Here is a 20,886-nt window from a genome sequence, read left to right as displayed (position 1 = left end):
CGCAGCGCAGCGCCCTCCCCGTGGGGCGGGAGCTCGCTCCCCCTGGACTGCGTAGCGGCCGCGGAATAGTGGCAGCACCGCTTCTTTTGTGAGTGCTGCCCACTCAAGCGCGAGCAAGCCACAGGCTTTTTCGCCAGCTCGTGTTTCTCCCAAGCCCCGCCCTTGTGCGGGGCTTTTTATTGCCTGCGATTCAGGCAAGTCCGCGACTACTGTTCCAGTATCGAAACAGCACTAACACTTCCCTTAACCCTCGAGCACCATGGGTCCGCCTGCGGGGAGCGTCTACTCACTGTCCAGCCCAGACCTCAGTGGTGCAACTGCTGAGGCCTGCATGAACACACTTCCCCTGTACCGTCAGTTAGCCAATCACTACCTCGACGCGATCCGCAGCGGCACCTTGAAAAACGGCGAACGCTTTCCGTCCATCCGCCTGATGATGGAGAAGCACGCAGTCAGCCTGTCGACGGCGGTGCAGGTGTGCCGGGAGCTGGAGGGTCAGGGGGTGCTGGAGGCGCGCCCGCGCTCGGGCAACTATATTCGCCAGCCGGAACCCCTGCCGCACCCCCTGCCACCGGCACCGCTGGCTGCCGATGCCTATGTCGGCATTCACCAACAGGTGTCTTCGGTGCTCAAGGCCAGCCAGCGAGCGACGATCAAGGTCAATTTCGCCAACCCCTATTGCGCACCCCAGCTCTACCCGCTGAAGACCCTGCAGGACCACATGGTCAAGGCGTTGCGTCAGAACCAACAGCTGCTGGGCACCACCGCGCCCACCAGCGGCAACCTCGCACTGCGCAACATCCTCGCTCGCCGCGCCCTGACCAGCAAAACCCACCTGAGCGCCGAGCAAATCGTGATCACCAACGGCGCCACCGAGGCGCTTAACCTGGCCCTGCGCGCCGTCACCCAGCCCGGTGATACGGTTGCCGTCGAGTCGCCAACCTTCCACGGCCTGCTGCAGATTCTCGAAAGCCTTAATCTGCGGGTGTGCGAGGTGCCGGCAGCGGCGCACTGCGGGATCAATCTGTTCGCCCTGGAACAATTGCTGCGCGGCTCTGAACCGATCCGCGCCGTGATCGTGATACCCAATTTGCAAAATCCCCTGGGCAGCATCATGCCCGACTCGCACAAGGCCCGACTGGTGCAACTGTGCGCCGAGCACGCCACGGTGCTGATCGAGGACGACACCTACGGCGACCTGGTAGACACCGAGCAACCGTTGTCCACGCTGAAACACTGGGACCGCAGCGACAACCTGATCTACTGCGCCTCGCTGAACAAGACCCTCGCACCGGGGATGCGCCTGGGCTGGATCAGTGCCGGCCGCTGGCACGACCGGGTGGAGATGCTCAAGCACAGCCAGTCGAGGGGATGTGAGGCGCTGTCGCAGTTGGCGGTGAGTGCGTTCATGAAGACACCGTCCTACGAGCGTTACCTGCGCCGACTGAGGAACGCCCTGACCCAGCAGCGCCACGCGATGCGCACCGCGATCCTGCGCCACTTTCCCCAAGGCACCCGCGTGACCGAGCCGCAGGGCGGCACCCTGTTATGGGTGGAACTGCCGCCTGGGTATGCGTCGATGCGTTTGTTTCATGAGGGGTTGAAGGTGGGTATTCAGATTTTGCCTGGGGATATCTTTTCCAATGGGCCGGGGTTTGGGCACTGCCTGAGAATCGCGTGTGGCGCGCCGTTTACGCCGAGGATTGAGGAGGCGCTGGCGACCCTGGGCCAACTCCTGAAAAACCAGAAGTAAAGCCTGTTTGATGGAGATCCCCGGGATGTATACGTACCCCGTAGGAGCTGTATTTCAGCTCGGGTTTGGGTGCAGCCCCAGGGCGTTTTCATGCAGGCAGATGATGTGCGGGTCATCATTCCAATGCGGAAAACGCTCGGCGATCAGGGGGTCGTGGCCAGGGATGATGTGCTCCTCGCCGTCCGCCAGACGCTCGATTTCGTTGAAGGCTTCCAGCGTTTGCGCCAGGTCATCGATAATCGGAAACGGACTGCGCTGGCGAATGTTCACCCACAAATGCGCAGCGTCCGAAGCCAGCACAATCCACCCGCGCCGGGTATTGACCCGCACCACCTGGCTGCCCGGCGTGTGCCCGCCCACCGGATGCAGGGTCACGCCGGCGGCGACCTCGACGGTACCCGTGTGCAAACGCATGCGCCCCTCGAACAGCGGCGGCAGCGCCGACATCACGTCATCGACCTCGTAGGTTTTGTTCACCGTGCGATGGGCCATTTTCGGCCCGGTGCAGAAGTGCAGTTCCGCCTCCTGCAGATGCACGGTGGCCTTGGGAAACAAACCCAGGTTTCCGGCATGGTCCCAGTGCAGATGAGTCAGGATCAGGTTGTCGACCTGTGCCGGATCAATCCCCAGCTGGCGCAGGGACTCTTCCGGCAGGCGATACATCTGACGGTTGCGCCGATCCGCAGTGGCAGGCTGGAAACAGGTGTCCACCACGATCACGCGTTGCTCATGGCGAATCACCCAGAAGTAATAATCCAGCGGCATCGGCGCGTTCGGATCACCACAGCAGGCGTCGTACAGAAAATTCTCCCGGGCCGTGCGCTGGGCATTGGCACCGACACGGATGGCGAACACTTCGTACTCGGGAACGGGCATGGGGCAGCTCCTGGTTCAGGCCACCGAGGCGGTCTTGAGCGTCGGTCGGAAGTCGAAATCGATTTGCCCGGTGATACCCAGGTCCTCGGCCAGACGCTGGAGCCCGCTGTAGTCGCGCATGATGGTCGCGTTACGGTTGCTCTCACGGGTGTCGGCGATGATCAGCGCCGCGTCCTCAACCCCCAGTTGAGTCAGGATCGCTTCCCACATCGAGTAGTCCTGGGCGACAAAGGCACTCAGGGCCACGGACAACGTACGGGCGAAAAATTCCCGCTGCGGCGGCTGCATGTTCCCGTACATGACCTTGGCCACCTCGGCCAGGACCTTGCTGTGGGCATACTCGTCACGATTGTGCAGCTCGGCCACGCGACGGTTTTGCGGCTGGATGCTCTGATCGTCCGCCAATAGATCCAGGTAGGCATTGACGCTGATTTCGGCCACCACTGCAAAAGTGATCGAGGCCAGGTCCCGCTGCCACTGTTCCGGCAACGCTTCGCGCAGGGCCAGCAGCCGCAGATAGGTGACCGACGGCGGCAAGTCCAGCGTCTGGTCCAGCGCGCGGTCGACCCGGGTGCGCTCGATCGCGCGCAGGTGCATCAGCGTGTGGTAGTGCTCGTCGATCAGCGTCTGCTGCATCGCCTCGCGAAAATGCCAGTCATGCTGCCCCAGGTATTGATTGGCGATGACGCTCAATGCTGGGTTTACCACGTGCTCTTCGGCAGTGACCGTGCGCAGGTTGTAGCCGATCCAGCCCCAGGTCAGCACGCTGCTTTTGAGCTCGTCGCTCAGGGCCTGGAATTTCGGGTGCTGGAAAAACGGCACCATGCACTCCGGGTAATCCGGACGCGCAGGGTCGAAGGCTTCGCCGGCCTGCCACTTGTCCGGCGCACACACCGTGGCTCGTTTGGTCCACGCCTGGTTGAGCCGCACGATCAATTGATGATCGACTTTGGCGATCTCGATGGCTGTTTGCATAACGCGTTACCTGTTGTACGCGTACCCACCCAGGGGTACGCAAATAGAATGAATGGCGCCGGAAAATTCAGGCCAGCCAATAGCGGGTCAGGTTGCGCGCCGGGTCATTGTATCGACTGCGGGCGTGGATCATCCGCCAGTTGTCCCAAATCAGCAGGCAGCCGTCAGGGATCAACACCGGGGTGTTGTGCTCCAGAAAGTACGCTTCCCCCAGCACCGCGAACCGCGCCAGCGGCGAGGGGCTGTTGGCCACCAGCGACTGCTGCAGATCCTCTTTGCAAGGATTGACGTCGCCGTAGTGAAACTGGTTGTAGCTGAAGCGCAAGATGTCACCGTCCTGCGTCGGCGTCAGGATGTATTCCTTAACCCGCCGTTGCGCGGCCTCCCCAGGCTTGGCCGTAGCCACGAACTCCACTGGCGTCTCGACAAGCCACTGGTGCAACTGCGGCTCGGTGCGTTCCAGCAATGCCAGGAACTGGTAGCCGTCGACCAGCCCCGTATGGCCGCCGCCGCAGGTCGCCTGTTGATGACAATGCAATGCCAGGTAACGCGGCGGCGGAGCATAGACCGGCGCCTCGGTGTGCGGGCCGATACCGTTCATGCTCTGGGAGTACGGCAGGTCTTCGTAGCCCGGCTTGCGCGTGATCGCGAACGCCGTCTGGCCGTTGAACTGCGGAATGATCGGACCGAACTGCTGCAGTGTGCCGACCACGTCATCGTCAAATTCGTCGGCGGTCAGTACTGTCCAGCCCCGTGCCGATAATTCTTCGTGGCGGTGGCCCAGTGAAACATCAGCTTTGAATGCAATCCCTTGATCGGACATGGTGAGATTCCTGGCGGTTTATCCGGCGTTGACGGTGGCGGTGTAGGCGGCAATGAATTCGCGACAGGCGTTGCCCGGGCGATAGCGCTGCTCATCAATGCTGCGCACGGGGGTGATTTCGGCAGCGGTGCCCGTCAGAAAACACTCCTCGAAGTCGCCGAGCTCGGTAGGAAGAATCGTGCGCTCGACCACCTGGTAATCCAGCGCCCCGGCCAATTCGATTACGGTCTGGCGGGTGATGCCGTTGAGGAAGCAGTCGGGCAGCGGGGTGTGCAGCGTCCGGTCCTTGACGAAAAACACGTTGGCGCTGGTGGCCTCGGCGACATGGCCGCGCCAGTCGAGCATCAGCGCATCGTGAAAGCCGTTGTTTTCTGCATCGTGTTTGCTCAGGGTAGCGATCTGGTAATGCCCCGAAGCCTTGGCTTCGAACGGGCTGCTGCTGGGGGGCGGCCGGCGCCAGTCGGCGGTCTTCAGGCGAATGCCGCCCATGTGCCCTGCCGGGTCGAAGTAACTCGGCCATTGCCAGCAGGCGATCGCCAGGTGCACGCGATTGAAGCGAGCCGAAGTCGAGATCATTTCGCTGCCACGCCACGCCACCGGCCGCACGTATCCGTCGACCACGTTATTGCGCTGCAGCAGCTCATGGCTGGCCGCTTCCAGTTCGGCCAGCTCATAGGGAATCACGAAATCCATCAATTGTGCCGAGCGATACAACCGCTCGCTGTGTTCGCGCAGCTTGAAGATCCTGCCGTTGTACACACGCTCGCCTTCGTACACGGTGCTCGCGTAATGCAAACCATGGGTCAACACATGCAAGCGCGCCTGGGACCATTCGACGAACTCGCCGTCGAGCCAGATAAGCCCTTCGCGCTGATCAAACGGGATGCCACTCATGTCCATATCTCCTGGTGAATCGTCCTACGCCGTTTCCAGCAGGACCGGTATCAATTCGGGCGCAGTCAGCGGCTCGTCCTGAAAAAAGAATCGCCGCTCGCCAAAGGCTGGGCGCAGGTCATCGAACCAGCTGGCGTGGGGATCGAATTGCGCATGAAAGGTGCGCAGCACCCATTGCGGATCCCGGGCCTGGAGAAACTGCAACACGAAGACTTTTTCTCCGGCCACGGTTTCAATCCCGTTGATCAGAACCTTGCCGTAGAAAGTGCTCATGGAGGGCCCCCGCACCGTACGGGCCAGCCCGGACACGCTGCGATAGGCCGCCTGGAATATCTCGAAGGCCCGGGCCAGCGGCATCGCGAAGTAATGACGAGGGCCGGTGTCGCGCTCGACGAACATGTAATAGGGCACCGCGCCAAGTCGCACGCCTTCGGTCCAGAGCTCGGCCCAATCGGCGGGGTTTTCGTTGATATGGCGGATCACCGGCGCCTGCATGCGCAACACGGCGCCGGTGGAGCGAATGCGTTCGACGGCCTGGCGGGCGATGTCCTGGCGCAGCTCGACCGGGTGGTTGTAATGCCCCATCACAGACAAGTGCTTGCCTGCCGCGACGATTCGCCGGAACAGTGCCAGCAGCTCGGGGGCATCCTTGTCGCTGACGAACCGCTGCGGCCAGTAAGCCACCGACTTGGTACCGATGCGGATACTGCGCAGGTGCGGTAACTCCAGCAGCGGCTCGATGTAGCCGGCCAGCGAGCGAGTGTTCATGATCATCGGGTCACCGCCGGTGATCAGCACGTCAGTGACTTCGGTGTGCACCCGCAGGTAACTCACCAGTTCCTGGGACTCACGGGCGTTGAACTTGAGTTCTTCTTCACCGATGAACTGCGCCCAGCGAAAACAGAAGGTGCAGTACGCGTGACAGGTCTGGCCGGCGCCAGGGAAGAACAGCACGGTTTCCCGGTACTTGTGCTGAATGCCCGGCAGGACTTTACCGTCCAGGCTTGCGCCGTTATGGGTCAACTGGCCGGCCGGATGGGGGTTCATGCGCAGCCAGATCGCTTCGATCCGGCGCTTGATGGCCGCAGCGTCGTCCTGCTCGATCAGTTGCTTGAGCGACGCATACTCCTGCGGCAACAGCATGTCCGGGTGGGGAAAAGTCATGCGAAAAATCGGATCATCGGGAATGCTGTCCCAGTCGATCAATGTTCCGAGCACGTATTCGTTGGTGCGAAATGGCATCACCCGCGCGACCACGTCCATGGCTTCCTGTAACGCTGGCGTGAGCCTGTGCCAGTACGGCGTCTCGCGGATGGTCCGGGCGTTATAGGGCTTGTATCTGTGCAGCTCCGACATTCCCTGCATGGCAGCGCTCCCGATGAATTCCTGACGAGTTACTGGGCAGTCGGTGCTGTGCGCTCGATGTCCAGCCACGCCCGCACGCTGTCGCGGTCCCACTGCCGGCGAACATAGGCGGCAAGTCGCGCTGGCACATGATCGCCATTGGCAAGCAGGCGGTTGAGCATGATTGCCAGGTCGGTGTCAGCGATGCTCCAGTCACCGAACAGGTGATCAGCGCCGCCTTTGAGCAGGCGATCGGCCACGAAGTACAATCGATCCACAGCCACCAGGGCCTCCTCGGACAGGGGCGTGTCTTTTGTTCCGAAGTAGATGAGATCCGCCGGACGCTCCCGGCGAATGATCAGCAGGTCGCTGCGTAACCACGCCTGAAGCTGGCGGGCCCGGGCGCGCAGCCGGGTGTCTGCAGGGAACAGTTTTCGGCCCTCGGGCGCGACTTCGTCCAGGTATTCGGCAATGGCCGAAGACTCTGAAAGCGCGAAGTCTTCGTGGACCAGGGTAGGTATCTTGCAAGTCATCGACAGGTCTCGATAACTCGCCTGATAGTTCTCTCTATTTTTCAAATCAAGGGTTACACATTCAAACGGAAGTTGTTTTTCTTTCAGCGCCACAAATGCCGACATGGCAAAGGCACTGACAAAATCCGCCCCTACGTACAACTTTATCTTTGCACTTTCCATGGACCACTCCCTTGCATCAAGACTATTAATCCGTTGCACTGGAGTCGATGCTAGATAGTTGCTCACGCACTGAACAGATACAGAAATTATCTGTTTACACGGATACAGAAATCGCGCATCGGACAATACAAAAACAAAAAAAGGGAGTCGGCTAATGCGGACTCCCGGAAGGACAGCAAACAGAGTATGGGGGTTGTCGAGGCTCAGCTCACTGCGGTAGCCATACTGGAAAGCAACGCCAATTGCGGCATGTTGCTCATGTTGAGCATGGCCATCGACTCGGTGGCGCTGGTGTTGACGAAGCCATGTCGGGTCCAGGCGGGCACCAGCAGGACGTCGCCGGTGCTGGCGCGCACCTCGTCATCCTCGCCCATGGTCAGCAGGCCGCTGCCGGCCTGTATGACAAACAGATGCCACCAGCCATGGGCGTGGCCATTCAACACAGCGCCGGGTTTCAACCATTGCATGGACACCGCCACACCCGGTGTCAACTTGCAGCCTTCGAGGCTGTTGTCGTGGGCCAATGCGACGATATCGACTTCGCTGCCCGCAAGACTTTCGCGCATTGCAGCAAGTTTATCGCTCGTCCATACCCGCGCACTCTGGGGCGGCTGATGCAAACTCTGACGAAACTCGTCATATGAAAAAAACGCACCTTGAACATTATTCATTCGCGCATTCCAACTTGATGTCGACGTCATTCACCGAACAATAGGTGAAGCCATCGACACTGTAAACCCAAAACGCCGCGCTTATAACGCAGAAGGCCGCAAGGCTGCGATCATGTCCACTTCCACCGCCGCATTCTTTGGCAACTGATAAACCCCAACTGTGGTTCTTGTATGTTTACCCGCATCCCCCAGCACATGACTGAAGACGTCCGATGCGCCATTGGCCACTTCACTGAGGTCGACAAAGTCCGCAGTGGATTTCACGTACACAGTGACCCGCACCAGCGACTTGATTTTATCCAGCGAGCCGATGGCATCCACTATCAACGCCAGCCCGCGCATGGCACTGATGCTGGCGGCTGCCTGGGCATCACTGAGGCTGAGCTCCAGGCCAACCCGTCCGGGGTATTGGATCTTGCCATTCATGCGCGGCACCATGCCGCTGATGTACAGCTCATCATGGTGCCGGACCAAGGGCGCGTAGTGGCCGCCGGCGGTGTTTTCGCCATAGATGTCGTAACCCAACTCCTTGGCGAGGGTGAGGAAGCGCTCATCACAGGTTGTGTGTTCAAACATGGGTATTACCTCTCAATCAAATCGTGTTCAGCCCATCGCTCTGGCGGGCGGCGCCAGGCAGGCGACTTCCATGCGCACTTCAACCGCCTCGGCCAGACGCAACAAGTCACTGGTGAGTTGCTCGTAGTCCTTGTTGAACAGGACGATGTGGCCGATAAATGAAGTGTTGTCCTTGACCAGCGCCGACACCGCGTCGCCGATGCGCCGCTCATACACGGCCGCCACCAACTCGATGCCGAGCATCCGTGCCACGGCGTCGATGTCTGGCAGGTCACGTAACAGGCCACCGCCCGGCGCCCTGAGCAGGCGAATGCCGCAATAACCCCGCGCGACCGGATCCTGTCGCTCGCACTGGCCCTCCACGGCCCACCTCACCCAGCGCTCCCATGGGTCGAAGTCGACAAAGGCAATGCGCGCCAGGTCCCAGATGTGCATGCCGCCAGGGCGCATGTTGGTTTCCACCGCCGAAGTGAGTTGGTCAGGGCGCAGGAAGATTTCGTTGTGGTAGGCACCGTTGTCCAAGGACACCAGCCCCGACATGTGCCGCCCCGCCGCTGCCAGGCGAGCCTGGGCATCACCCTGCAACGGCGCAGGCACCACCTGCTGGATCTCGGCCCGGAAGGCGCCTTCGGTCGTGGTTTTTTCGGTGATCCAGGTGCTGCCGGCCACGTAGTCCCAGCTGTACTCCCGAGCATCGCGAACCAATTCTTCAAGCACGATGCCGCCATTGCGATAAGGCTTGAGTGCCTGCCACGCCTCGTCGCATTCGGACGGGTGATGGATCACCCGGCAGCCGCGACTTGCACCTTCACAGGCGGGCTTGATGAACGCCCTGCCGCCCAGTTCGACGACCCGCTGGCGCAGTTCTGCCAGGCTCTCGACACGGGTTGAAAATACGGGACGGTAATCTTCGGGAGCCGTGCTGGAGGTTGCTTCGAGCTTGCGGAAAATCTGCTTGTCCAGCCCCGCCCGTGCTTCGTTGGGCGTGATGCCCGGGAGGCCGTAATGACTGGCCAGGGCCGCGCCGAGCAACACCCCGCGGTCGGAAAACGGCAGCACGCCGATCAGTTTCCAGCGATCGACCGCCAGGCAGCCCACCACCAGTTCCAAGGAATCGGTTACATCCTCGGGCGCCATTGAAGCGCTGCAGACGTGGTCCGCCACCTGGTCGTCATCAGGGGCAATGCGCTCGACCACCAGGATCAGCCTTGCGTTGTAGAGCGTCTTGCAGAGGTCGCGCAGCTTCTGGATATCGTGAACCCGGTTGCCGTTGTACCCGACCACTACTACGCATGACGTCGTCTTCATGAAACCTCCTGCCTGTGAAGCAAAAAAAGCAACCGCAATGGCTCAGTCGTGCAGCGCCGCGTTGGATGTGCGGTTGAGCCAGTACCACGCCAGAATCCCGCCCGCGCCGATGGCGGCCAGCAGCAACGCGTTATGGGGCGCCGGCACCACCCGCATGATCAGCACCGTGAGCCCGGCGCCGACGCCCAGGGACACTTCCTTGACGAACATGTTGTTCTGCTTGACCGAGAAGTAATCGAGGTAGCTGAAGGCGCACTCGGCGATGGACAGCAAGGCCACCCAGATCAACGCGCCGATCAGGGTTTCCACATGAAAGGCCGCGGGAGACGAGAGCACCGCGAAGCCCGCGACGATGATCCCGATCACGGCGAGCACCTTGAAGCGCCCCGTGCGCTCGATGAGTTTCATCACCGGCACCTGGGCAAACACCACGACCGCGCTGTTGAGGATCAGCATCAGGCCGTACCAGGCTGGCAACTCACCGGTTTCGAGCAAGATCGCTTGTGGAAGAATCGAGAACACAGCAAACAGCTTGATGCCCATGATGATGCCGGCGATCGCCCACGGCAGTTTGTTGCGCCAGCCGCTGCCGTCCTGTGTCACCGGACTCGCCGCTGCTGACTGGGTGGTGAAGGTCGCGCCCATGGCAATTGGCACGCACAGCAGGACAAAGCTGGCGGCACCGAGGAAAAACAGGGGCGGGGTCAGCAGTGGCGACAGCAGGATCAACCCGGCCAGCAGGCTGCCCATGTTCATCGCCACACGGTTGTAGGCCGCGCCCTCCTTGGTCTGCGCCGCTTCGCTCTTGATCAGGTACCCGGCAATCGCGATGCCATAGGCAAACAGCGCCGCAGCGAACATCACCATGCCCTGATTGCTGGTGACGGCCAGCAGCACCAACCCCAGGGCGGCGCACAGCAAGGTGACGCTCAGGGAACGACGACCCAGCACCAGCAACGTCAACGGCAGCAGCAATAACAACGCCCGATAACCCAGGGCAAGGATGCTGTTGGTGGCGGTGTCGAGCCAGACGTTGGCCTTGCCCAGCACGGCAAACAACGACACGGCGGTAATGATCCGGATCGTGAACAGACGGATGTTAATCACCGGTTTGGCGATGGCGGCCGTTGTCTCGATACTCATGCAACACCTCTGGAACCAAATGATTGTGCGAGCAAAAAACGCCGACAATCAGGAAAGACTGTAAGGTGATGGTAGAGAGAGACGGGTGTCTTGATCAGAGCAAGTTCGTATAGAATCAAACGAACTTTACTGCCGGAGAGACCAGTAAAATGCAGGTTCAACGCGCAGTCATCGCGGCCATCGAATTCCAGCCCGGCGTACCGCTGGTGCAGCAGATCGTCGATCAGCTGTCGGTGGCGATCAACCAGGGCGGCCTGCCCCACGGCTCCCGCCTGCCGCCCATTCGCGAGCTTTCGGACCTGATGAATGTGGGCAAGTCCACGGTGGTCGATGCCCTGGATAGGCTGCGTGCCAAGGGCCTGGTGGTTTCCCGCCAAGGCTCGGGGCATTTCGTGCACCGCTCCAGCGCCATGCCCAAACTGGATGCCGGCCCCGACCTGCTGCCCCAGGACACGCTCAGCGTGGTCCGCCGCGCGGTGCTGCAGGACAACGGCGCACTACGTCCTGGCGCAGGTTTCCTGCCTTCCTCATGGCTACCGGCCGATGAATTGCTCAAAGCCGTTCGCGGAACCCTGCGCGACGCCTCCCTGCGCATGGGTGAATACGGCGTGGCCGCCGGTTATCCGCCGTTGCGCGAAGCCTTGCGGGTCAAGCTGACAGCCATCGGCATCGAGGTGCCGGTGGAGCAGATCGTCACCACCGCCAACACCGTGCAGGCCATCGATATGCTGATGCGCCTGCTGATCAAACCCGGCGACACCGTGCTGCTCGACGACCCGTGCTACTTCACCATGCACACCAACCTGGCCTTGCACGGTGCCAAGGTAGTGACCGTCCACCGGGGTGTCGAGGGCATGGACCTGGAAGCGTTCGAGCGGACAGTCATTGCCCATCGGCCTGTGCTCTACATGACCAACAACAGTCTGCATAACCCCACCGGACACTCGTTCTCGCCGGCGCAGGTCTATCGCTTGCTGGAGTTGAGTCACCGCTACGGTTTCCACATTGTCGAAGACGATTTGTATTGCGACCTGCAACAACGAAGCACCCCGCGCCTGGCGGCAGGCGGGCTGGACAACGTCAGCTATGTGTCCGGTTTCTCCAAGACCCTGACCGCCAACAGTCGCGTCAGCTACGCGGTGCTTGCGCCGCCACTGGCCGCACGCATGATCGGGCTCAAGATGGCGGCCGGCGGCATGACCTCGGAACTGGCCGAGCAGATCATCTGCAACATGCTCAGCGACGGGAGCTACGCCAAGCACACCCGCCGCACCGTGGACCGGCTCTACGACTCGAGCAACCGGGTGACCCGCTGGCTGGAAGAAGCCGGTTGCTCGGTGTCATCATTGCCCCATGAAGGGTTGTTCATCTGGACCCGATTACCTGATGGGTTCCACGCCGAAACCCTGGCCAGAAAAGGCCTGGAAATCGACCTGGTCCTGGCTCCTGGCACCCTGCTCAGCAAAGCCCCGGACGCCTGCCAGCACCTGCGCTTCAATGTTGCCCACAGCGACAGCAGCCAGGTTCGCGAGCGCTTTTTCCGGTTGCTGGATACACCACAAAAATAGCCGACTACCGCCCTCCCCGCAGGAGCGGCCGCAGGCTGCGATCTTTTGATCTTCGCGATTTCTCTTCACCGCAAAAAGATCAAAAGATCGCAGCCTTCGGCAGCTCCTACAGGGGTTCGGTTTGCCTACTCGGCATCAAACATTCGAAACATCCATCTTGTACCCCGCCCCGGGGGCGCCCTCGTGCAACGCGCACTGGATATCCGCGTACAAGGAGTTCGCCTCAGCCGTCGTGATCGATCGCGAACAATCTCGAAGCACCACCCGGAGCAGTACATTCTCCTGCCCCGGCAACAGCCCGAGGCGCTCGATGGCCTGCACAGGCAAATCAGCGAATCCCCAACGTCCCTTGACCTGCATTTCCTCAATCCATTCGGCGCAGTCGCCGGCCGCGAGTAACATTTTTTCGGTCAACACTTCTTCGCTCAACCCCGGTGTAACCGCCAGGGAAATATCACGAGCAATCGACGGCAAACGCGAAACCGCACGCCATGGATTCAAATCATGCATCTGCGCCTGCACCCGTACATTCTGATCCCGCAGCAAGCGAATATCCGGAATGCCTTTGCGCAGCATCGTCAGCCGATCCAGCCCCATCCCGAGCGCCAACCCACCATGACGCGATGGATCTATCTGCAACCGTTCCAACAACGATTGCGCAATACGACCGCACTCCAGGACCTCGACGGGAGCGCCGTCATTTATCACGTTCACTTCGATTCCACCCTCGGTGTAGTGATGCGGGCTGTCACTGTAGACCCATGGTTTTTCAGGCACGGCCGCCTGAAGAATATCGCCGACCAAGCGCAGCAAATGCTCGTGCGTCGACAGCTGCGGATCACCGAGGACCCAGATATCCATTTGATGCGGCTCCGCGCAATGCCAGCGGTCACGACTGTCTCGGCGAAAAGTGATACCGGGCGCGGCCAGCAATATCGTCTCGCCCGGCTGCCGACTACCAGCGGCACGCTGCAACGCCGATGGAATCTGACTGGTGGTTTGCGTACGCAACAGAGAGTGCTCATCGACCCAACGGGTATGTTCGCTGCCCAATGTGATTTCAGCGGGGTCATAGCCGAGCAACCCGTAGTTTTCCTCGGCAGACACAACGCGTGGGCCTGTCTGTAGTTGAGCCTGGGGCCAGCCGCTTTCAGCCAGTCGGTGAAGGATTTCATTGAGCAATAGTCGGACGGCATGCTCGGGAGCGCTTTTTTCGGTGAGATCAACCAGTAACAGAGCCTGGTGGACCGCCGCATCGGTCAGGTATTTTTTTGATGCATTCACGCTAACAGCCCTCTAACGACAGTTGACTTCAGGGCTCTTAAAAACCACCCGACAAGGAAATCTAACGACAGAAGTTGAGCGCTCACAAGCTTACGAACACCGCATTCCAGATTTTCAGAACACTCCTTCAGAGACTTCCTACGCTACGATTGTTTAACGCAGTACCCACAGGCTCATCCGCAAAAATATCAGCGTCGAGCATGAGGTCTCTGTAGGAGCTGCCGAAGGCTGCGATCTTTTGATCTTCGCAATTTCTCTTCACCGCAAAAGATCAAAAGATCGCAGCCTGCGGCAGCTCCTACAGGGGTTTGGCGTTGTAAACATTGGTGGCAGCGCGTGAACTGTCGCCCATAAAAAACCCCGCGTTTCTCTCGAAGGCGGGGTTTTTCTTTACGGCAGTCGACGCTTAAGGCGCGTACGTCAGCAACAACTCACTCGGCACTTTGAAGTCCAGGGACATCATCACGCTCAACGCGGTAATGGTGAAGATCGAGAACACGAACAGCTTGCGTGCCCAGACCGTGTCATCCACTGCCTTGTAGCCGGTCCAGGCCATGTACAACCAGTACATGCCCATGGCCGCGGCGACGGCGAGGTAGCTCATGCCGGCGTAGCCGCTGAAGGTCAGCATCAAGGTGGCCACGAGGAAGGCCAGGATGTAGAGCAGGATGTGCTTCTTGGCCACTTTGATCCCGCGCTTCACTGGCAACACCGGAATCGATGCAGCCAGGTAATCGTTGAAGCGGAAGATCGCGATGGCGTAGGAATGCGGCATCTGCCACAGGCTGAACATCACCAGCAGCGTCAGCGCTGCCATGTCGAAGCTGTTGCTGACGGCCACGTAGCCGATCACCGGCGGCATCGCCCCCGACAGACTGCCCACCAGCGTGCCGTGAACCGACTTGCGCTTGAGGTACAGGCTGTAGAAACCGACGTAGATGACAAAGCCGATCACCGCGAACAGCGCCGCGAGCGGGTTGGCCACCTTGTACAACAAGGCAACGCCGGCGACACCCAGGACGGTCGCGTAGATCAGGGCCAGTTTCAGGGAGATCAAGCCCTGCACCAGCACCCGGTTCTTGGTGCGCTCCATCTTCACGTCAATGTCGCGGTCAATGCAGTTGTTGAACACGCAACCGGAAGCGACGACCAGGGACGTGCCGATCATGGCGGCCAGGAAGATGGCCAGATCGACATGCCCTTTGGAGGCCAGGAAAAATCCGCCTGCCACTGAAAGCACGTTACCGAAAATGATCCCCGGTTTGGTGATTTGGATAAAGTGCTTCAAGGACATCCGGATTTACCTCAGTGCGCCATCATGTTGGTGTGGATGCTGAACATGATCCACAGCGACAGGCCAACCAGCAGGACGATAACGATCGCGGCGAAAACAAACGCAATGACGTTGTTACGCTGGGCGGCCGAGCGGTCCAGGTGGAGGAAGTACACCAGGTGCACCAGCACCTGGACGACTGCGAAGATCAGTACGATCCACAGGGTCATGGCTTTCGGCAGAGTCGGGTACATCACCAGGCCGAATGGAATGACGGTCAGGATCACCGACAGAATGAAACCGATAGCGTAGGACTTGACGCTGCCGTGGCCGGCGTCGTGGCTATCGTGGGAATGAGCGTTAGCCATTTACATAGTCCCCATCAGATAAACAACGGTGAATACGCAGATCCACACCACGTCCAGGAAGTGCCAGAACAGGCTCAGGCAGCTCAGACGAGTCTTGTTGGTCGCCGTCAGGCCGTTTTTCTGCACCTGGTACATCATGATCGCCATCCAGATCAGACCGCTGGTCACGTGCAGACCGTGGGTGCCGACCAGGGTGAAGAACCCGGACAGGAAGCCGGAACGGCTAGGGCCGTAGCCTTCGGAGATCAGCAGGTGGAACTCGTTGATCTCCATGGCGATAAAGCCGGCGCCCAGCAGGAAGGTCATGGCCAACCAGCCCAGGACCTGAGTCTTCTTGCCCTTGAACAACGCCAGCATGGCGAAGCCGTAGGTGATCGAGCTGAACAGCAGCAGAGCGGTTTCGCCCAGTACGTACGGCAGCTCGAAAATGTCGGCGCCCGACGGGCCACCGGCTACGTTGTTAACCAGTACCGCGTACACCGCGAAGATCGACGCAAACAGGATGCAGTCGGTCATCAGGTAGAGCCAGAAACCGAATACGGTCATCTCGCCCGAGTCGTGGTGATGGTCATCGTGCCCATGTCCATCGACATGGGTGTGTCCAGCATTGGTCACTAAGTTCGACATGGTTTAAGCCTGTTCCAACGAGGTTTCAACACGGGTGGCGTTGGCTGGGATTTTCCCGGCCGCTACCAGACGTTTGTGCTGCTCGGCTTCGATGCGCTCGATGACATCCACCGGCACCATGTAGCCCTGATCGTCACGGGCGGCATGGATAGTGAAATACACCACGGTGCCAACCAGACCCACGATTGCCAGCCACCAGATGTGCCAGATCATCGCGAAACCGAACACGGTCAGCAGAGCACCCATGACCACACCGGTAGCGGTGTTGTTTGGCATGTGGATCGGCTCGTACTTGGCCGGTGCCTGGTACGCGGTGCCGTTTTCCTTGGCTTCGGTGAACGGGTCGATGGTTTGCGCTTTCGGCAGCACGGCGAAGTTGTAGAACGGAGGTGGCGACGAGGTCGACCATTCCAGGGTATGGGCATTCCACGGGTCACCGTGTTCGCACATGTTTTCCGGCTTGTTGCGGTCACGCACACTGACGTACAGCTGGATCAGCTGGCAGGCGATGCCGACAGCGATCATCACCGCACCGAACATGGCGACGTACAGGTACGGCACCCACTCAGGGTTGGTGGTGGCGTTCAGGCGACGGGTCATACCCATGAAGCCCAGTACGTAGAGCGGCATGAAGGCGACGAAGAAGCCGGTGATCCAGAACCAGAATGCAGCCTTGCCCCAACCCTCGTGCAGCTTGAAGCCGAACGCTTTCGGGAAGTAGAACGCGAAGCCTGCGATGTAGCCGAATACCGCGCCGCCGATGATCACGTTGTGGAAGTGAGCGATCACGAACAGGCTGTTGTGCAAGACAAAGTCAGCACCCGGAATGGCCAGCAGTACGCCGGTCATGCCGCCGATGGCGAAGGTCACCATGAAGCCCAGGGTCCACAGAACCTGGCTGGTGAAACGCAGACGACCCTGGTAGATGGTGAACAGCCAGTTGAATAGCTTCACCCCCGTCGGGATCGAAATCAGCATGGTCGCCAGCCCGAAGAAGGCGTTGACGCTCGCACCCGAACCCATGGTGAAGAAGTGGTGCAGCCAGACCATGAAGCCCAGGATCGAGATCGCGCCAGAGGCGTAGACCATCGAGTGATGGCCGAACAGACGCTTGCCAGTGAAGGTCGAGATGACTTCGGAGAAGATCCCGAACGCCGGCAGAATCAGGATGTAAACCTCGGGGTGTCCCCAGGCCCAGAACAGGTTGACGTACATCATCGGATTGCCACCAAGTTCATTGGTGAAAATGTGGAAATCCATGTAACGGTCAAGCGTCAGCAGTGCCAGGGTAGCGGTCAGGATCGGGAACGAAGCCACGATCAGGACGTTGGCCCAGGTGCAGGTCCAGGTGAAGATCGGCATGTCCATCAGCTTCATGCCAGGGGTACGCATTTTCAGCACGGTGGCCAGGAAGTTGACCCCCGTTAGCGTCGTACCTAACCCGGATAGCTGTAGCGCCCAGATGTAGTAGTCCATCCCTACGCCAGGACTGTATTGCAAGCCCGACAGCGGTGGATAGGCAACCCAGCCGGTCTTGGCGAATTCGCCGACGCCCAGGGACAGGTTGATCAGTACTACGCCCGATACCAGCAGCCAGAAGCTCAAGGAGTTCAGGAACGGGTAGGCAACGTCGCGCGCGCCGATCTGCAGCGGCACTGCAAGGTTCATCAGGCCGGTGAAGAATGGCATCGCCATGAAGATGATCATGATCACACCGTGAGCGGTGAAGATCTGGTCATAGTGTTCAGGCGGCAGGTAGCCAGGCGAACCCTCTGTGGCCATAGCCAGCTGGGTACGCATCATGATGGCGTCGGCAAAGCCGCGCAGCAGCATGACCATGGCGACGATGATGTACATCACGCCGATTTTCTTGTGGTCAACCGAGGTCAACCACTCGGTCCACAAGTAGGTCCACTTCTTGAAGTAGGTGATTACAGCGAACAGCGCCAGGCCACCGAGTGCGATCATGGCGATGGTAATCATCACGATCGGTTCGTGGAACGGGACCGCTTCCCAACTTAATTTACCAAACATCGTTTACTCCTCTGCCCCGGCAGCTGAATGCGAACTCATGTCCATCCCTTCCATTTGGGCCACTTCTTTCTCTTTCTTCTCGTGATGCATCGGCTTGCCCGGTTTCATGCCTTCGTACTTGTCGACGATGATCTGGAACAGGTTCGGCGTCACCGAGGAGTAGAGCTCGACTGGGTTGTTCTGGCTTGGCTTGGTAAGGGCTTCGTATTCAGCTTTTTCCAGCTGTTTAGGTGCCTTTTTGACTTCGCTTACCCAGGTGTCGAAATTCTCCTGAGAAGTTGAGATCGCTTTGAATTTCATGCCGGTGAAACCTGCGCCGCTGTAGTTGGCAGAGATGCCTTCCATTTCAGCGTCACGGTTGGCAATCAGGTGCAGCTTGGTCTGCATGCCGGCCATCGCGTAGATCTGGCCGCCCAGGCCCGGGATGAAGAACGAGTTCATCACCGAGTCCGACGTGACCTTGAAATTGACCGGGGTATTGGTCGGGAACACGATCTTGTTAACCGTTGCGATGCCCTGCTCCGGGTAGATGAATACCCACTTCCAGTCCAGTGCGACCACTTCGATAGTGATCGGCTTGACGTCGGATTCCAGCGGACGGTACGGGTCAAGTTCGTGGGTCGACACGTAGGTGACGTAACCCAGGGCAATGATGATCAGGATTGGAACAGCCCACACCGCGATTTCGATCTTGGTGGAGTGCGACCACTTGGGCGTGTACACGGCGTCAGTGTTGGTCGCGCGGTATTTCCAGGCGAACAGGAAGGTCATGACGATGACCGGGACCACGACCAACAGCATCAGCAACGTTGCGGTGATGATCAGGTTTCGCTGCTCCAGGCCCACCTGGCCCGTTGGATTGAGCAAGGTCATGTTGCAGCCTGACAGCAACAACGTGCCGATCAGCGGCAATAAGCCTAGTAGTCTGGGGTACCTGTTTTTACTCATCTCACGACCTCTAAAGCAGCTTGCGCAATGCAGTTGGGTTTTGATCGCCAACACTTCACCCTGCCAAGGGTTGGCATTTTTCTTGGATTGAATAAGGGCTGCCCGTCGCGCGTCAGACGCTGTTCGACAAATCCTGGGCCAGCGGTGAGTTCTTATTCGAATTCGTGGTCAAAGGCCTTGTTACAGACCAATTCCATTTGGTGCGGATAATTGGAAGGCACCGACACCTGGGGAGTCGCACGAAGCTCTGGAGCTTCTCGACGCCCTGTTCTGCTCTGGGGTGAGCAGTGCCGGGAATTCAGTGGTGGCGATTGTAGATATGTAACGTTTTATAAACCATGTCTTATCCCGAAATAATTTTTATCCATTCCGGCAACAATCATTCATGATTTTCGCAAAAGTGCGCCATGGTATCGAAAATAATTCTCAACAAAAACACCAAAAATAGTAGGTCTACCGGGCGCAGTTTAGACAGTGTCGAAGGCTTTTCAGCCTCGGTCTACCCCGCCGTAGCCCCTATATGACAAGGGCTCCGGCAAATCGCCAGGGCCTGTTAAAACTGCCTGTTCGAGGTTTTTCGGTAGTACGGCGCGCACCTGAAACTAGAGCCAATTTCGTTGCGCAGGACTGCGCCAATCAGTCACTTTGAAACGCCCTGCGACACTTGCTCTGTGACAACATGTCGCACACCTGTCGCACCCTCGACTGTCACACATCACGCTGTTTTTACTTCAGGGCTGAAACAGGCTTTTTACCCACAAAAAAATGCCCCTGCCTTCTCAACGAAGGCCGGGGCGTCTCAGCAACCCTGGCAACAGCGGCGAGTTAGCGCAGCGCCCTGCGGTTACGCACTGTCAGCACCGGCACCAGCACCACGATCATCACGAACGCCACCAGCGCCCACTGGGCCAGGGACAGCCCCAGGATCGGTGGATACGGGGTGGAACAGAAGCCGTCGACCTGGAACCCCAGCGGGAAGATCTTCGCCAGCGGCAGCCCGTCGACAATCGGCTGCAGTACGTCGATACCGCAGCTGACCGCCGGGTAGAACTGGGTGTAGACGTGATGCCCGGCCACTGCCACACCGGCCAGCGCGCAGATCACCACCAGGGTTTCCAGGATGGTAATGCTGCGCCGGGTGCTCATTGCCGCGCCAATGAAGGCAAACACCGCGACCAGCAGCAATGCGTAACGTTGCAGGATGCACAGCGGGCAAGGCGCCTCGCCCAGGACGATTTGCATGTACAGCGCGCCGCCGATCAGCGCCAGGCAGATGATGCCCAGCAATACCAGGTAGCGCCGCTCACGGCCCAACCGCATCGTTTCCTCGCTCATTGCGTTTCCCTTCTGAATTCGATTGACCGGAAGTCTACACGCTGGCCCCTGGCTTGGAGAGCCCCGGGGCGCATGGAATAGATGTCGGGGAATAAACGACAGGGCGGTTAAGAAGGGATTAACTTGGGCTACTTACACAGATGTGCATGTGCTTGCGACCGAATCGCCAGCAGGCTGGCTCCCACATTGAAATGCACTCAACTGTGGGAGCCTCGGACTGCTGTCCCGCTCTGGGATGCATTCAAACTGTGGGATCCAACCTGCTGGCTCCCACATTGAAATGCTCTCAACTGTGGGAGCCTCGGGCTGCTGTACCGCTCTGGGATGCATTCAAACTGTGGGATCCAACCTGCTGGCTCCCACATTGAAATGCTCTCAACTGTGGGAGCCT

The 20,886-nt window shown here is 59.5% G+C and carries 19 protein-coding genes; 2 read left to right on the top strand and 17 right to left on the bottom strand.

Features of this window, described 5'->3' with window-relative positions; all coding sequences use genetic code 11:
- Positions 1-331 precede the first annotated feature (331 nt).
- Positions 332-1,753: an aminotransferase-like domain-containing protein gene (locus AAEZ09_RS22285; RefSeq protein ID WP_350600796.1), complete on the top strand. Its 1,422-nt coding sequence runs from the start codon at positions 332-334 to the stop codon at positions 1,751-1,753.
- Between the two features lie 54 nt (positions 1,754-1,807).
- On the opposite strand, the gene AAEZ09_RS22280 is transcribed toward AAEZ09_RS22285, so the two are convergent.
- The 10 genes from AAEZ09_RS22280 to AAEZ09_RS22235 form a co-directional block, all read right to left on the bottom strand.
- Positions 1,808-2,629 carry an N-acyl homoserine lactonase family protein gene (locus tag AAEZ09_RS22280; RefSeq protein ID WP_350600794.1) on the bottom strand — a complete coding sequence of 274 codons (822 nt, stop codon included), beginning with the start codon at positions 2,627-2,629 and terminating at the stop codon, positions 1,808-1,810.
- A gap of 15 nt (positions 2,630-2,644) precedes the next feature.
- On the bottom strand, positions 2,645-3,604 hold the full coding sequence (locus AAEZ09_RS22275) for a diiron oxygenase (protein ID WP_045062683.1): 960 nt from the start codon (positions 3,602-3,604) through the stop codon (positions 2,645-2,647).
- Between the two features lie 67 nt (positions 3,605-3,671).
- On the bottom strand, positions 3,672-4,427 hold the full coding sequence (locus AAEZ09_RS22270; RefSeq protein ID WP_205893007.1) for a TauD/TfdA family dioxygenase: 756 nt from the start codon (positions 4,425-4,427) through the stop codon (positions 3,672-3,674).
- An 18-nt stretch (positions 4,428-4,445) separates the two neighbouring features.
- Complete coding sequence (locus AAEZ09_RS22265) at positions 4,446-5,321, bottom strand: branched-chain amino acid aminotransferase (RefSeq protein WP_045062685.1); 876 nt, start codon at positions 5,319-5,321, stop codon at positions 4,446-4,448.
- A 24-nt stretch (positions 5,322-5,345) separates the two neighbouring features.
- Positions 5,346-6,686, bottom strand: coding sequence for a KamA family radical SAM protein (locus tag AAEZ09_RS22260; protein WP_045062686.1), 1,341 nt, complete (start codon positions 6,684-6,686; stop codon positions 5,346-5,348).
- A gap of 29 nt (positions 6,687-6,715) precedes the next feature.
- Positions 6,716-7,360, bottom strand: coding sequence for a glutathione transferase (gene yfcF, locus AAEZ09_RS22255; protein WP_350600792.1), 645 nt, complete (start codon positions 7,358-7,360; stop codon positions 6,716-6,718).
- A gap of 203 nt (positions 7,361-7,563) precedes the next feature.
- Positions 7,564-8,031: a cupin domain-containing protein gene (locus tag AAEZ09_RS22250; protein ID WP_045062689.1), complete on the bottom strand. Its 468-nt coding sequence runs from the start codon at positions 8,029-8,031 to the stop codon at positions 7,564-7,566.
- An 81-nt stretch (positions 8,032-8,112) separates the two neighbouring features.
- A complete protein-coding gene (locus tag AAEZ09_RS22245) occupies positions 8,113-8,607 on the bottom strand; it encodes a RidA family protein (protein ID WP_045062691.1) in 495 nt (164 codons plus the stop codon).
- 27 nt (positions 8,608-8,634) lie between these two features.
- Positions 8,635-9,915: an ATP-grasp domain-containing protein gene (locus tag AAEZ09_RS22240; RefSeq protein WP_350600791.1), complete on the bottom strand. Its 1,281-nt coding sequence runs from the start codon at positions 9,913-9,915 to the stop codon at positions 8,635-8,637.
- 42 nt (positions 9,916-9,957) lie between these two features.
- On the bottom strand, positions 9,958-11,058 hold the full coding sequence (locus tag AAEZ09_RS22235; RefSeq protein WP_205893003.1) for an MFS transporter: 1,101 nt from the start codon (positions 11,056-11,058) through the stop codon (positions 9,958-9,960).
- A 149-nt stretch (positions 11,059-11,207) separates the two neighbouring features.
- On the opposite strand from AAEZ09_RS22235, the gene AAEZ09_RS22230 reads away from it, so the two are divergent.
- Positions 11,208-12,626 carry an aminotransferase-like domain-containing protein gene (locus tag AAEZ09_RS22230; RefSeq protein WP_045062697.1) on the top strand — a complete coding sequence of 473 codons (1,419 nt, stop codon included), beginning with the start codon at positions 11,208-11,210 and terminating at the stop codon, positions 12,624-12,626.
- Positions 12,627-12,761: 135 nt separating this feature from the next.
- Here AAEZ09_RS22230 and srmL read toward each other — a convergent pair whose 3' ends face one another.
- The 7 genes from srmL to AAEZ09_RS22195 all read right to left on the bottom strand — a co-directional run bounded on the left by srmL (position 12,762) and on the right by AAEZ09_RS22195 (position 20,495).
- Positions 12,762-13,910 (bottom strand): PheS-related mystery ligase SrmL, encoded by a 1,149-nt coding sequence (gene srmL / locus AAEZ09_RS22225; protein WP_350600789.1) that lies wholly within the window; start codon positions 13,908-13,910, stop codon positions 12,762-12,764.
- 406 nt (positions 13,911-14,316) lie between these two features.
- Positions 14,317-15,204, bottom strand: a complete 888-nt coding sequence (gene cyoE, locus AAEZ09_RS22220; protein WP_045062703.1) for a heme o synthase — start codon at positions 15,202-15,204, stop codon at positions 14,317-14,319.
- Between the two features lie 11 nt (positions 15,205-15,215).
- Entirely contained in the window at positions 15,216-15,551 is a 336-nt protein-coding gene (cyoD, locus tag AAEZ09_RS22215) for a cytochrome o ubiquinol oxidase subunit IV (RefSeq protein WP_028623533.1), read from the bottom strand.
- On the bottom strand, positions 15,552-16,178 hold the full coding sequence (locus AAEZ09_RS22210) for a cytochrome o ubiquinol oxidase subunit III (protein ID WP_045062707.1): 627 nt from the start codon (positions 16,176-16,178) through the stop codon (positions 15,552-15,554).
- Between the two features lie 3 nt (positions 16,179-16,181).
- Positions 16,182-18,212 carry a cytochrome o ubiquinol oxidase subunit I gene (cyoB, locus tag AAEZ09_RS22205; protein ID WP_045062708.1) on the bottom strand — a complete coding sequence of 677 codons (2,031 nt, stop codon included), beginning with the start codon at positions 18,210-18,212 and terminating at the stop codon, positions 16,182-16,184.
- Positions 18,213-18,215: 3 nt separating this feature from the next.
- The gene (cyoA, locus tag AAEZ09_RS22200; protein ID WP_045062710.1) at positions 18,216-19,160 is read right to left on the bottom strand and encodes a ubiquinol oxidase subunit II; all 945 of its coding nucleotides are present in this window, start codon (positions 19,158-19,160) and stop codon (positions 18,216-18,218) included.
- An 825-nt stretch (positions 19,161-19,985) separates the two neighbouring features.
- Positions 19,986-20,495 (bottom strand): disulfide bond formation protein B, encoded by a 510-nt coding sequence (locus AAEZ09_RS22195; protein ID WP_045062712.1) that lies wholly within the window; start codon positions 20,493-20,495, stop codon positions 19,986-19,988.
- Between the last annotated feature and the right edge of the window lie 391 nt (positions 20,496-20,886).

The sequence above is a fragment of the Pseudomonas sp. 65/3-MNA-CIBAN-0223 genome (assembly GCF_040310425.1).
Classification (GTDB): Bacteria; Pseudomonadota; Gammaproteobacteria; order Pseudomonadales; family Pseudomonadaceae; genus Aquipseudomonas; species Aquipseudomonas gregormendelii.
This window is presented reverse-complemented; position numbering and strand designations above follow the sequence as displayed.